Here is a 12,788-nt window from a genome sequence, read left to right as displayed (position 1 = left end):
AGAAATAAACCCTTGCGACCGATGCCCTACCAAAAGAAGAACAGCCTTTCCACAGACGAACGCTACATGCTGCGTTGCCTAGAAATTGCCAAAAACGGATTGGGTACCACGGCCCCGAATCCTATGGTAGGTGCTGTTATCGTACATAATGGTAAAATCATCGGTGAAGGATATACCAGTCCTTTTGGTGGTCCGCACGCCGAAGTGAACGCTATTGACTCGGTGGACGATACGTCTTTACTTTCCAATGCCTGTCTGTACGTTACCCTAGAACCCTGCTCCCACTACGGAAAAACACCTCCATGTGCGGATTTGATAGTGAAACATAAAATCCCAAGGGTGGTCATTGGGCTGCGGGACCCTCACGAAAAAGTAGCGGGCAAGGGAATACAAAAACTGTTACAGGCCAATTGTGAGGTGGTTACAGGCGTTCTAGAAGAAAACTGCGCTGCACATCACAAACGTTTTCTGACCTTTCACCTTAAAAAGCGCCCTTTTATTATACTAAAGTGGGCCCAGACAATCGATGGTTTTATTGCCCCGGGTAAAGAACGTAGAGCGGCCAATCCTGAACCATATTGGATTACCACGGCCGCTTCTAGGCAATGGGTGCATAAATGGCGTAGTGAAGAACAGGGTATTTTGGTGGGCACAACGACCGTCTTGGAAGACAACCCAAGGTTAGACGTACGGTCCTGGACAGGAAAATCTCCGGTTAGGATTGTTATTGATACGAGTTTAAAGATTACAGATGATTATCATGTATTGGACGGAAGTCAAAAAACGATAGTTTTTACAAGAAAAACGGATACGCCCGCGGACACTGCCAGTATTCGCTGTGAAGTGCTTCGTTCAGAAAACATTGCCCAGGAAATCTGCGATGCCTTATACCGGCTACAACTTCAAAGTATCATTATAGAGGGAGGTACCCAGACTCTACAAACCTTTATTGATACTAATTTATGGGATGAAGCACGCGTATTTACAGGTGTGGTTTCTTTTGAAAATGGTGTCTCAGCTCCTGTTATTAAAGGCCGTATCCTTTCCCAGCAGACGATTCAAAACGACCAATTAACCGTGCTAAAGAATGATTAAGAATATAATTTTTGACTTTGGGGATATCTTTATCAACTTGGATAAACCAGCGATTTTTAAACATATGGCCCTTTTTGGGTTCACGGAACTTACACCGGAATTGGACATCTTGGCAAAGGACTACGAGATGGGCCTGATGAGTTCGGACAGTTATGTGACAGCCCTGAATGAAATTTTTCCGCAGGCGGATAAAGAGCGCATCGTCAGCGCATGGAATTCCATAATCCTTGATTTTCCAGAGCACCGCTTGGACTTTATCGAAAAACTAAAAAAGCAAAACACGTACCGCCTCTTTTTATTGAGCAATACGAATGATTTGCATATTACCTACGTCAAGGAAACCATGGGTTTAGACCGTTATAACCGATTCAAAAACTGTTTTGAGAAATTTTACCTGTCTCACGAAATACACATGCGCAAGCCAAATGCGGATATTTACAAATACGTGTTAGCCCAAAACGGACTCCGCCCTACTGAAACCCTGTTTATTGACGATACCAAAGAAAATACGGATAGCGCATCGTTATTGGGAATAAAGGTTTGGAACCTCAGTGTAGGACAAGAAGATATTACGGAATTAACCAAAAGAATTTAGATGCAATACCTTCTCCTGAGTATACTTTTTTCCAGTTTTATTTTTGTGATCTTTAAACTTTACACCAGGTTTAAAATAGAGACCCTTTATGCCATCATCACCAATTATGTGGTAGCCTGTATCGTAGGGCTATTGTTCTATGAAGGTAAAGTGGAATTGAGCAGTATCCCCCAAAAAAATTGGTTTTTAGGGGCTATGGCCTTAGGAGTCCTGTTCATTCTTGTTTTTAATATCATGGCCGCAACCTCACAAAAACTAGGGGTTTCCGTAGCCTCGGTAGCAACTAAAATGTCTTTTGTGCTGCCTGCGTTTCTAGGGGTGTTCCTCTATAACGAATATCTCGGGTCGGTAAAGATAATCGGGATTATTATCGCCGTTCTCGCGGTGTACTTCGTTTCTGTTAAAAGAAATAGCGATGTCTTTAAACTATCCATGTTGACCCTTCCCTTCTTGGTTTTCTTAGGTTCCGGGGCCATAGACACGGCCATTAAATTCTTTCAAGAGCTGTATGTTCCCGAAAATGAGTTTGCCCTGTTTTCTGCCACCGTTTTTGCGACAGCGGCCGTGGTCGGTCTTATTTTTATTCTAGCGAACAGTAGAAGAAAACCAGTAAAAGTAAATTTTAGAAATATTGGTGGAGGTATTCTTTTAGGAGTGCCTAATTTCTTTTCCATATACTTTCTCTTAAAAGCCCTAGATTATAAAGGTTTAAGCAGCGCTTCCATATTTACCTTGAACAACGTAGGCATTGTAATGCTATCTACCTTTCTCGGTATTTTGTTGTTCAAAGAAAAACTTGAATCTAGAAACTGGCTGGGTATTGGTCTTGCCATCATCAGTATTCTACTCGTAGCATTTTCTTAATTATGGAAGAAAGGGACACGTACAAAACAATTATCAAGGCTACGGAAGAAGTACTTTTCAAAGAAAAGAAGAGCAAATTTTACGGATTTGCCTTTCCTATTAAAAATGAAGAAGATGCTAAACAGTACACCGAAGAACTTAGAAAACGGTTCCCAACCGCGAATCACGTGTGTTATTCTTGGCAGCTAGGCGTTCAAAATCCATCCTACAGGGCAAATGATGACGGAGAACCCAATAATTCGGCAGGAATGCCCATTTATGGACAAATACAGTCCTTTAAGGTTACAAACATCCTTATTGCGGTGGTCCGTGTTTTTGGTGGAACCAAACTGGGAGTAGGTGGTTTAATCAGTGCTTACAGGGAAACTGCTAAACTTGTCTTAGAACAGGCTGTTATTATTGAAAAGGTCATTGAGGCACAGCTATGCCTAAAATTTGAATATGCGGAGATGGACCAAGTGATGCGGTTCATTAAAAAGAAGCAGTTACGAATAAGCTCACAAAAACTGAATTTGGATTGTGAGATTCGTTTAGCGGTCCGCAAGAGCGAAATGAAATCGGTAGTCTATGATTTAAAAACCCTGCATAAAATTGAAGTATCCGCAATGGACTGAACGGTATTCTTTCCTTTTCAAAAAGTATGATCAAGAATCCAATCTGTCTAAGATAAAATCTGGACATTTTATAGGTCTTTTCTTACTAACGTTCATGAACGCTAAAACGGTGTTCGCCTCTACCAAAACTTCTTCCTTCTCATTGGTAATGATATAGTTGAACTCAATCCTCACGGAGGGCGTTTTTTTGAGTATGGTCTTTACAAAAATTAGATCGTCATAATAGGCCGACTTTAAATACTTGATATTGAGATTGATAACAGGTAGCATGATTCCATTTTCTTCCATTTCCTTATAAGAAATGCCCAGTTTACGGAGCCACTCTACTCTCCCCATCTCCAAATATTGAGCATAATTACCGTGATAAACTACACCCATCTGGTCTGTTTCTCCATACCTAACGCGAAAAGAAATTGTATTACATTTCATTTTTTTAAAGTAAAAGGTATATATTTAGAAGCTCCCCCTTTAGGGCAGCGAACATGGTAAAAAAAAAGCTCAAATTCAATAGTAATTGATTTTTTTTTTAGAATTTTTGTTCACATATTTGCCTACCTTATAAGAGCATCAAATCTATATGAAATTGATGCTCCAGCAAACTATTAACTAACCAATAAACGAGAACGTTTACAACTATGAGTGTTACTGCTAATTCCGTTTGGGAAAATTGTTTGGAATTTATCAAGGATAATATCCAACCGCAGGCATTCAAAACTTGGTTTGAACCCATTAAGCCTATCAAATTAACAGAGAATGCTTTGAGCATTCAGGTGCCTAGTAAATTCTTTTACGAGTGGTTAGAGGAGCACTATGTTAAACTATTAAAAGTAGCCCTTACGAAGGAACTAGGTGAAACTGCTAAATTGGTCTATATCATACGTATGGAAAACACGTATGGCAACAAGGAACCCTTTACGGAGAAAATACCAAGTTCAAATCGGGGTAACATGACTCCGCAGGAAATGGATGTTCCTATTAAATCTAAAAATCCTGAACTTCGGAATCCATTTGTTATTCCAGGTATCCGCAATATTAAGATAGAATCGCAACTGAACCCAAATTATAATTTTGATAATTTCTTGGAAGGAGATTCCAATAGGCTTGCGCGTTCTGCCGGTATGGCGGTTGCGAACAAACCGGGAGGTACTTCTTTTAATCCCTTATTGATTTTTGGAGGTGTTGGTTTAGGTAAAACCCATTTAGCCCACGCCATTGGGGTTGAAATAAAAGATAAATATCCAGAACGTACGGTGCTGTATATCTCTGCGGAGAAATTCACTCAACAGTATATAGAGTCCGTAAAAAAGAATACCAGGAATGATTTCATTCATTTCTATCAGCTTATTGACGTATTGATTATTGATGATGTCCAATTCCTTTCTGGTAAGTCGGGAACTCAAGATGTTTTCTTCCACATCTTCAATCATCTACATCAAAACGGCAAACAGGTGGTGCTCACGTCCGATAAAGCTCCTGTAGACATGCAGGATATTGAACAACGCTTACTATCCCGTTTCAAATGGGGCTTATCCGCAGAATTGCAAAGTCCGGATTACGAAACCCGTATTTCTATTCTAAAGAATAAGCTATACCGTGACGGCGTTGAAATGCCCGAAGACATTATCGAGTACGTTGCCAAACACATAAAAACGAATATCCGAGAGTTAGAGGGTGCCATAATTTCACTAATAGCCCAGTCCACGCTGAATAAACGTGAGGTTACTTTAGAATTAGCACAACAGGTAGTTGAGAAATTCGTAAAAAATACCAAACGAGAAGTATCTATAGATTACATTCAAAAAGTGGTGTCCGACTACTTTGAAATGGATGTGGCCACTTTACAGTCCAAGACTAGAAAAAGACATATTGTTCAAGCAAGGCAACTGGCAATGTTCTTTGCTAAGAAGTTTACGAAAGCCTCTCTCGCCAGTATTGGTTCACAGATAGGTAAAAGAGACCACGCCACAGTGCTACACGCCTGTAAAACAGTAGATAATCTTGCTGAAACAGATAAGCAGTTTCGTAAGTATATTGATGACCTGACAAAGAAATTCTCCTAAAATTTAGATGAAAAAGAGTGTTTTAATGGTATGCCTAGGAAATATTTGTAGGTCACCATTGGCGGAAGGTATTCTCAAAAATAAAGTGGATACATCAAATGTTTTTGTAGATTCCGCGGGTACAGCGGGCTATCATATAGGTAATGCGCCGGACCCAAGGTCTATTGCGGTAGCCAAGAAATATGATATAGATATTAGCCAACAAAGGTGCCGGAAATTTACACCCAGTGATTTTGATAGCTTTGACATGATTTATGCTATGGACGAAAGCAACTATAAGAATATCGTTCGTCTAGCTACAACTGCGGATGACATATCAAAAGTAAAATTGCTTTTAGAGGAATCGGACAACGCTGAAACGGAGGTTCCCGACCCCTATTATGGCGAACATGATGGCTTTGAGATGGTGTATCACCTTATTGATAGCGCCTGTGCCAAAATTGCTGCAAAACTTGAAACAAATTATGGCCGATAAACTTGGAAAACTTTATTTGATACCTTCCACTTTGGGAGATATACCGCCATTGGAAGTATTGCCCATTTCCATTAAGAGAGCTATTGAGGAAATTGAACACTATATTGTTGAAAACGAAAAGACAGCACGCCATTTCATAAAAAAAATTAGCCCAAGAAAATCCCAACCATCCCTAAAGTTATTTGCACTCAATAAATTTACCGAGGCCTCTGAAATACCCAGTTTTTTAGACCCCTGTCTAGAAGGTTACGATATGGGCATTCTTTCGGAAGCTGGTTGCCCAGGGGTGGCAGACCCTGGTGCTGCGGTGGTGAAAATAGCACACGAAAAGCATATTAAGGTAGTTCCTTTGGTAGGACCCTCCTCTATCCTTCTTGCTTTGATGGCAAGTGGTCTTAACGGACAGAATTTTGCTTTTAACGGCTACCTACCGATAGATAGTTCGGATAGAAAAAAAGAAATTAAACGCTTGGAGAAAAAATCCAGGGAAGAAGCACAGTCGCAACTCTTTATAGAAACCCCTTATCGCAACAACAAGCTTTTAGAAGAACTACAGAAAACCTTGCTTCCCTCCACTATAGTATGTGTAGCTTGCGATATTACCTTGACCACAGAATATATTGCCACTAAATCTATTGCTCAATGGAAGCACGAGCATATCGATTTACACAAAAGACCCACTATCTTTATTATTCAAGCATAAAAAACCCTGACAACTTAATGCCAGGGTTCCCCATTTTCATATCTAATTTAACTTTTTATATCCTTGGGTTTCTTACCGCTGTGACTACTGAGGTGTCGTATCCAGAAAACTTATGAATGTAGTTGGCTATGGATGTACCATAACCATCGGTCACATCTTTTTTTCCAAAAGAACGTAAGTAGCGCTGCACGTTTCCTGGTCCTGCTAAGTGTGCCGCAGCCAAAATACCGGATTCCGTGATTTTTATTCCGTCGATATATTTACCCTGAAACCTTTTGATATCCCTTCTTAAAATCCATTTGTTCCTAGAAAGATTGATATCAAAAACCTTTTCCTGAAGCTGCGGATCACTTAAAAACTCCTTACCACTGTATACCCCTACCAAATTGAGCGTATTTATACCAAATTGATATTTGCCCAAGTACCCGTAGGTATTTATTACAAAATAATTACCTTGAGATTCCTTAAAAGCCAAGGCCTCTTTAAAACCAGTAAACCTACTCCCTAAAAAAGGAGGGATTACTTCTTGTTCATTAATTTGGCTATGTCGTTGGGGGTTTGCTACTAAAAATGCCTCACTTACCCGTAGTGTTTTTGGCACCTCTACTTTATTAAGGGTAAAGCCGTAGCTAGACAGAATAAATATTACGATAATCGGAAATGCATAATATATCCATTTTCTCATAACTTGCTTTTCTTAAGACTTATAGCATTAAAATTGCGTGCTTAAATTTCACAGTACAAAGTTATGTCGGAGAAAATGAGAGTTTGAGAAGTCTTTGTTAAATTAATACAGATTTAGTTAACATGTCTTAAAATTCCGATTATGGACTACCTGTTGATATTTTTACTATTGATCCATCGGATATACTGCGCCTTATTCCGGTTGTGTTGCGCCAAATTCTCTGCAAACATGTGATATCCGAAGTTTTTAACATTTGCCACAAAATAATAATATTTATGTTTTTCGGAATTGAGGACACCATCAATGGCACTAATATCGGGCATTGTTATAGGTCCTGGAGGAAGACCACCATATTTATAGGTATTGTACGGCGATTCTAATTCAAAATCTTTGTACAGCACTCTTTTGATGACCAGACTAAAGTCATTGGCCTTCTTTTTTATTCCATAAATAAGTGTTGGGTCAGCTTGCAGGAGCATACCGGTTTTGAGTCTATTTAAATACACCCCGGCCACACGTGGCCGCTCATCTACCTTTGCACTTTCTTTATGTACTATGGATGCCAAAGTAATGACCTCGTTAGGTGTTAGCCCCAAAGTTTTTGCCTTTGTCATACGCTCCTTGTTCCAAAACTTTTTGTACTCATTGAGCATACGTGCCCGAAACCCTTCGGCCGTCGTATTCCAGAAGAACTCATAACTATTTGGAATATATAAGGAAATTTGGTTGGCCTCATTAAAACCATTGGACTCTAAAAAATCGTTATCCGTGAATACACGCAGCAGCGACACGCTGTCCGCTTCTATCTGCATAGCTATTCTACCGGCTAAGTCTTCTACGCGTTCCTGATTGTTAAAGGCAACCTTAACGGGGATATTGTTCACTCTCAGGGTGTTTATGATATCATTGTTCGTCATTCCTTTCGCAATACGGTACTTCCCTCCCCGAACGTTTTGGGCGTATCCTTTTCTTTCTGCGGCCGACTCAAACGCATCCAAATCTATCAGTAAGGGTTCTAGGTTGGTCTTAACTTCCGCAAACGAGGCATCAGACGGAATATACACAAAAGCTTCCTCATTATTGAAGGCGGTATTGGGAGTGAAGAATACACTGTAGACCATATAGGCAAAGGCTCCCCCAGCCAAAAGACCGATTATTGCAATAGCTAGTAAAATACGTTTAATATACATTAGTGTTTTATCTTTTGAAATAAGACTTCATTTTTATATTCACCATCGGAGTAAATCCAATCCTTTTTTATACCTACACGTTCAAAACCAAGTTTTTGAAATAAATGAATACTTGCGCTGTTCTCCTCGAGAATATTGGCATAAACTTGTCGTAATCCAAGAGATTTGAAGGCATAAGCGCAGAGTATCTGTAAGGATTCAAAACCAGCACCGTGATTTCTATCCGACTTATCCAAAATAATGATTCCTACACCAGCTCTCTTGTTCTTAGGGTCAAAATCGAACAAGTCTATAAGCCCTATACGTTTATGGTCGGTATTACAAATTACCAGTCGTAACTGCTTTACATCATAAATGTCTCTATGGGCATTCTCTAGATATAGTTCAAGAACATTTTTAGAATAGGGCGTAACGGTTCCGCTGATTTCCCAGACCGCAGTACTGTTCTCTAATTTATATAAAAAATCAAGGTCCTCTTTCTCAAGAGCCCTAAGATAGATATGTTTTCCTTCTAACGTTACCAAGACACCTCTCCTTTAAAAACCTGTTTTGCGGCACCTTTGAGATAAATATTTTGGTAAACACCTTCCTCTAGATCAAAGGATACCTCTAAGGCCCCTCCGAGGGCGTTGACCTTAACCGTATTTGATTTCGTTTTTCCTGAATTATGCATGCCTAAAGCTACTGCAGTAACCCCTGTTCCACAAGACAGAGTTTCATCTTCTACACCTCTTTCATAGGTTCTAATGGAAAATGAATCTGGTGTATCTTGTTGAACAAAATTGATATTTGAACCCGACTCGCCATATAGTCCGTACCTGAGTTTTGCACCTTCTTTTACCACATTAACATCCTTAAGACCTGCTACCAATTGAACGTGATGCGGGGAGCCGGTATCCATAAATAAGGAATTGGTTTTTGATTTAATTTCCGTTACATTCTGCATTTTCAGACTCACCAAATCTTTAGTCACCGTGGCTTCATGTAAACCGTCTACGGCCATAAAAGTGGTATTCATATCGATTATGCCTAAAAACTTGGCAAAAGCGACAATACACCGGCCTCCGTTACCACACATGGAACCTTCTCTACCATCCGCGTTGAAATACACCATTCTAAAGTCTGTAGACGCATCATTCTCTAACAAAATCAATCCATCAGCACCAATACCAAATCTTCTATCGCATAGCTTCGCTATAAGCTTATAATCGTCCTTTGGAAATAAGGACTTTCGATTATCTATCATAACAAAGTCGTTCCCAGTCCCTTGATATTTAAAAAATGTTGTTTCCATGCCGTAGTTAAAGCAACAAAGATAGAACATTATTAAGGGTTTTTTGGCAGTTAAAAAGTCGTTAAATCACAATGAAAAATTATAATTTCAACTAATTTTACAAGGAATAAGTTAAAATCCAAAGCATATGAGAAGAATTGGAAGTCTATTGATAGTAGCAGTATTTGCAGGAGCCATAACTTTAGGGGCCTACAAATTCCTCTTCGAAAAGAATTCGTATACCGTTGTTGCGGCAGATGAAAACAGTTCCTTAATAAATACCAGCTTTACCCCTACTTCGGCAAAAGGTGCAGGTATCAACGAGGTAGATTTTACCTTGGCTGCGGAGAATACCGTGAATGCCGTGGTACACGTGAAAAACGTAACAGTTGGTAAAAGCCCTAACAATATTTTTGATTTCTTCTACGGGTCTGGAGGAAGTAAGTCAGCTCCCCAGGTAGGAACAGGGTCCGGGGTTATTATCTCACAGGATGGCCATATCGTCACCAACAACCACGTCATTGCCAACGCAAGTCAATTGCAGGTTACCTTGAACAACAATAAAACCTATGATGCGCAGCTCGTGGGTAGTGACCCAAATTCTGATATCGCTCTGATAAAGATCGAAACCAATGAAAAGCTTCCTTACCTCGCCTTTGGAGATTCTGATAACACCAAAATTGGGGAATGGGTCTTAGCTGTAGGCAATCCTTTTAATTTAACATCGACCGTAACCGCGGGCATAGTTAGTGCCAAAGCGAGGAGCTTGGATACAAGGTCTAACCAATCCTTTATCCAGACCGATGCTGCGGTAAATCCCGGAAATTCTGGCGGTGCATTAGTGAATACCAACGGAGATTTAATAGGAATAAATACGGCAATTTCCTCACGTACAGGTTCTTATGTAGGGTACTCCTTTGCGGTTCCAAGTAATATCGCTAAAAAAGTAATCGATGATATCCTAGAGTATGGAAATGTACAGAAAGGTGTGCTAGGAATTAATGTGGCTCCCGTAAATACCCCCTATGCCATAGAGAAAGGATTAAACGAAATAGAAGGAGTATACATATCCGGTATCGTTGAAGATTCTGGTGCGGAAGAGGCTGATTTGAGAGAAGGTGACATCGTAAAGATGATAGATAAAATAAAAATTAAGAAATACCCGGACTTAACGGGGTACTTAAGTACCAAAAGACCTGGAGATACGGTAGAGATGCTAATTGATAGAGACGATGAGGAGATTACGGTAGCAGTGACACTAAAAGAACGCCAAACGATTATTGTACCTGAAATGGGTATGGAAGTAAAAAATCTATCCGAAAAGGATAAAAAGCAGTTTAAAACTAAAATCGGCGTCAAAATTACCGGTGTTCCAGAAAGATATAGAGGCTACGGTCTTGATGGGAAAGTTATTATCAAGGTAGATGACAAGGACATTGAAAATATTACCGATGCGAAAAATGCCTTCGGGGGCATCTCCAGGTATGGTAAAACAGTTATTACAATGCTAAACGAAGATGGGGAAAGAGAACGACTGATATTTCAATAGATTATAAGCTATTCGTAAAAAAAAGCATCTGTTAAAAGCAGATGCTTTTTTTGTGCGAAATTGTTACGAAAACGTTTGAAAATAGTAATTTTGCGAAAAAATATAACAACCTATACCCAAAATATGTCACGTAAAGTATCTTACGAAAAAGAATTAGCCTTCCAGGCAGACAGAAGAAAAGCCACCACTGAGTTCATTAAAATAATAAGTGACCTTTGGTATGATAAGTCCATTGAAATAGTCCTTTTTAAAAATCAGGTTATTGATAGAAATGTAAGCGATATTATACACTTGCATGAATATGCGGGCGAGTTCGTTCAAAAACCTATTTCCATTTTTGATTCCGTTGAACTTTTAAGGGCTATCAATGATTTAAAGCTTCCTCCTTCTAAATTGGATATTGGAAAATTAACATATGAATATCACGCCGACGATAACAATTCCAACAACGTTAAAGCCTTCGTCATTGAAAAATTGAAGTCAGCAGCAGATTATGACGGGATTCAACCCAAAGATGTGGTACTTTACGGTTTTGGTAGAATTGGTCGTCTTTTGGCAAGAGAGTTAATGTCTAAAACGGGTAAGGGCAATCAAATGAGGCTCCGTGCCATTGTGGTAAGAGGTACAATGGATGAAGCAGTGCTTGAGAAAAGAGCAAGTCTTTTACGAACGGATTCCGTTCATGGTAATTTTATGGGTACGGTGAGTATTGACAGCAAAAACAAGGCCCTTATCATAAACGGCACTACGGTTCATGTCATAAATGCCAACCAACCCGAAGAAATAGATTATACCAAATATGGGATATCCGATGCACTAATTATTGACAATACCGGCGCTTTCAGAGATAAAAAAGCATTATCCCGGCATTTAAAGGCCAAGGGTGCCTCTAAGGTGCTTCTCACTGCTCCCGGCAAAGAAGTTCCCAACATTGTTCATGGCGTAAACCATTTGGAACATGACCCGGATACTACTAACATATTCTCCGCTGCTTCCTGTACCACCAATGCCATTACACCAATATTGAAAGTGGTGGAAGATTCGCTAGGTATCAGAAAGGGACATTTAGAAACCATACACGCGTATACCAATGACCAGAACCTAGTAGATAACATGCATGGCAAATACCGACGTGGACGCGCCGCTGGTCTTAACATGGTCATTACAGAAACCGGTGCGGGAGAAGCGGTGGCGAAAGCCTTACCCGCTTTAAAGGGTAAACTGAGCTCCAATGCCATAAGGGTTCCCGTACCCAATGGTTCTTTGGCCATTCTAAACTTAGACCTTAAAAATAAAACTTCCTTAAGTGGCATCAACACTATTCTTAAGAAATATGCTCTGGAGGGAGATTTGGTAGAGCAGATAAAGTACTCCCTGAGTAAGGAGTTAGTATCGTCGGACATCGTAGGTACTTCTGCACCTTCCATATACGACAGCAAGGCGACACTGGTATCGGATAACGGGAAAAACCTTATTCTGTATATATGGTATGATAATGAATATGGCTACTCCCACCAAGTAATCAGATTAGCTAAATATATTTCTAAAGTTAGAAGGTATACCTATTATTAAAATTTAATATTTAAGACGTCCACTTCCCCTAGTTGAAACGTACGTTTAAAGAGCTGAACAAGGTTTACCCGTTTTTTTTTCTTAATTGATTTTATTCAATTACTTTAGTTCTC

Annotated in this window: 14 protein-coding genes; 9 read left to right on the top strand and 5 right to left on the bottom strand. The window is 39.7% G+C overall.

All coding sequences use genetic code 11. The features are described from left to right. Positions 1–21 precede the first annotated feature (21 nt). The 4 genes from ribD to EJ994_RS03740 are packed head-to-tail and all read left to right on the top strand — an operon-like array spanning position 22 to position 3,168. Entirely contained in the window at positions 22–1,095 is a 1,074-nt protein-coding gene (ribD, locus tag EJ994_RS03755) for a bifunctional diaminohydroxyphosphoribosylaminopyrimidine deaminase/5-amino-6-(5-phosphoribosylamino)uracil reductase RibD (RefSeq protein WP_126591264.1), read from the top strand. Next, the gene (locus EJ994_RS03750) at positions 1,088–1,690 is read left to right on the top strand and encodes an HAD family hydrolase (protein WP_126591263.1); all 603 of its coding nucleotides are present in this window, start codon (positions 1,088–1,090) and stop codon (positions 1,688–1,690) included. Before ribD ends, EJ994_RS03750 begins: the two co-directional genes overlap by 8 nt. Then, entirely contained in the window at positions 1,691–2,554 is an 864-nt protein-coding gene (locus EJ994_RS03745; RefSeq protein WP_126591262.1) for an EamA family transporter, read from the top strand. Positions 2,555–2,556: 2 nt separating this feature from the next. Next, positions 2,557–3,168 (top strand): IMPACT family protein, encoded by a 612-nt coding sequence (locus tag EJ994_RS03740; RefSeq protein ID WP_126591261.1) that lies wholly within the window; start codon positions 2,557–2,559, stop codon positions 3,166–3,168. 30 nt (positions 3,169–3,198) lie between these two features. On the opposite strand, the gene EJ994_RS03735 is transcribed toward EJ994_RS03740, so the two are convergent. Further along, entirely contained in the window at positions 3,199–3,597 is a 399-nt protein-coding gene (locus EJ994_RS03735; RefSeq protein WP_126591260.1) for an acyl-CoA thioesterase, read from the bottom strand. 206 nt (positions 3,598–3,803) lie between these two features. Between EJ994_RS03735 and dnaA the strand changes: the two genes are divergently transcribed. Genes dnaA through EJ994_RS03720 form a run of 3 tightly spaced genes read left to right on the top strand, consistent with a single transcriptional unit; the run spans position 3,804 to position 6,406 of the window. Beyond that, the gene (gene dnaA / locus EJ994_RS03730; protein WP_099574943.1) at positions 3,804–5,228 is read left to right on the top strand and encodes a chromosomal replication initiator protein DnaA; all 1,425 of its coding nucleotides are present in this window, start codon (positions 3,804–3,806) and stop codon (positions 5,226–5,228) included. A 7-nt stretch (positions 5,229–5,235) separates the two neighbouring features. Further along, entirely contained in the window at positions 5,236–5,703 is a 468-nt protein-coding gene (locus tag EJ994_RS03725) for a low molecular weight protein-tyrosine-phosphatase (protein ID WP_126591259.1), read from the top strand. Beyond that, a complete protein-coding gene (locus EJ994_RS03720) occupies positions 5,693–6,406 on the top strand; it encodes an SAM-dependent methyltransferase (RefSeq protein WP_126591258.1) in 714 nt (237 codons plus the stop codon). Before EJ994_RS03725 ends, EJ994_RS03720 begins: the two co-directional genes overlap by 11 nt. A 55-nt stretch (positions 6,407–6,461) precedes the next feature. Here the strand turns inward: EJ994_RS03720 and EJ994_RS03715 are convergent, their stop codons facing one another. The 4 genes from EJ994_RS03715 to dapF form a co-directional block, all read right to left on the bottom strand. Further along, positions 6,462–7,091 carry a hypothetical protein gene (locus EJ994_RS03715; protein WP_126591257.1) on the bottom strand — a complete coding sequence of 210 codons (630 nt, stop codon included), beginning with the start codon at positions 7,089–7,091 and terminating at the stop codon, positions 6,462–6,464. A 146-nt stretch (positions 7,092–7,237) separates the two neighbouring features. Further along, entirely contained in the window at positions 7,238–8,281 is a 1,044-nt protein-coding gene (gene mltG / locus EJ994_RS03710; protein WP_126591256.1) for an endolytic transglycosylase MltG, read from the bottom strand. Next, positions 8,281–8,805, bottom strand: a complete 525-nt coding sequence (locus EJ994_RS03705; protein WP_126591255.1) for a GNAT family N-acetyltransferase — start codon at positions 8,803–8,805, stop codon at positions 8,281–8,283. Before EJ994_RS03705 ends, mltG begins: the two co-directional genes overlap by 1 nt. Next, positions 8,799–9,575: a diaminopimelate epimerase gene (dapF, locus tag EJ994_RS03700; RefSeq protein ID WP_126591254.1), complete on the bottom strand. Its 777-nt coding sequence runs from the start codon at positions 9,573–9,575 to the stop codon at positions 8,799–8,801. Before dapF ends, EJ994_RS03705 begins: the two co-directional genes overlap by 7 nt. A 127-nt stretch (positions 9,576–9,702) precedes the next feature. Between dapF and EJ994_RS03695 the strand changes: the two genes are divergently transcribed. Both EJ994_RS03695 and EJ994_RS03690 read left to right on the top strand, forming a co-directional pair. After that, positions 9,703–11,103, top strand: a complete 1,401-nt coding sequence (locus EJ994_RS03695; protein WP_126591253.1) for a trypsin-like peptidase domain-containing protein — start codon at positions 9,703–9,705, stop codon at positions 11,101–11,103. 123 nt (positions 11,104–11,226) lie between these two features. Then, entirely contained in the window at positions 11,227–12,675 is a 1,449-nt protein-coding gene (locus EJ994_RS03690) for a glyceraldehyde-3-phosphate dehydrogenase (protein WP_126591252.1), read from the top strand. The last annotated feature ends 113 nt before the right edge of the window (positions 12,676–12,788 follow it).

It is taken from the genome of Maribacter sp. MJ134, assembly GCF_003970695.1.
Classification (GTDB): Bacteria; Bacteroidota; Bacteroidia; order Flavobacteriales; family Flavobacteriaceae; genus Maribacter.
The sequence above is the reverse complement of the archived record's forward strand: the minus strand, read 5'-3'. Positions and strand labels throughout refer to the sequence as shown.

Excerpts from the sequence above, each read along its gene's own strand:
- EJ994_RS03695 (WP_126591253.1), top strand. The coding sequence starts at position 9,703 with ATGAGAAGAATTGGAAGTCTATTGATAGTAGCAGTATTTGCAGGAGCC.
- EJ994_RS03720 (WP_126591258.1), top strand. The coding sequence starts at position 5,693 with ATGGCCGATAAACTTGGAAAACTTTATTTGATACCTTCCACTTTGGGA.
- EJ994_RS03715 (WP_126591257.1), bottom strand. The coding sequence starts at position 7,091 with ATGAGAAAATGGATATATTATGCATTTCCGATTATCGTAATATTTATT.
- dnaA (WP_099574943.1), top strand. The coding sequence starts at position 3,804 with ATGAGTGTTACTGCTAATTCCGTTTGGGAAAATTGTTTGGAATTTATC.
- EJ994_RS03750 (WP_126591263.1), top strand. The coding sequence starts at position 1,088 with ATGATTAAGAATATAATTTTTGACTTTGGGGATATCTTTATCAACTTG.
- mltG (WP_126591256.1), bottom strand. The coding sequence starts at position 8,281 with ATGTATATTAAACGTATTTTACTAGCTATTGCAATAATCGGTCTTTTG.
- EJ994_RS03745 (WP_126591262.1), top strand. The coding sequence starts at position 1,691 with ATGCAATACCTTCTCCTGAGTATACTTTTTTCCAGTTTTATTTTTGTG.
- EJ994_RS03725 (WP_126591259.1), top strand. The coding sequence starts at position 5,236 with ATGAAAAAGAGTGTTTTAATGGTATGCCTAGGAAATATTTGTAGGTCA.
- ribD (WP_126591264.1), top strand. The coding sequence starts at position 22 with ATGCCCTACCAAAAGAAGAACAGCCTTTCCACAGACGAACGCTACATG.
- dapF (WP_126591254.1), bottom strand. The coding sequence starts at position 9,575 with ATGGAAACAACATTTTTTAAATATCAAGGGACTGGGAACGACTTTGTT.
- EJ994_RS03690 (WP_126591252.1), top strand. The coding sequence starts at position 11,227 with ATGTCACGTAAAGTATCTTACGAAAAAGAATTAGCCTTCCAGGCAGAC.
- EJ994_RS03735 (WP_126591260.1), bottom strand. The coding sequence starts at position 3,597 with ATGAAATGTAATACAATTTCTTTTCGCGTTAGGTATGGAGAAACAGAC.
- EJ994_RS03740 (WP_126591261.1), top strand. The coding sequence starts at position 2,557 with ATGGAAGAAAGGGACACGTACAAAACAATTATCAAGGCTACGGAAGAA.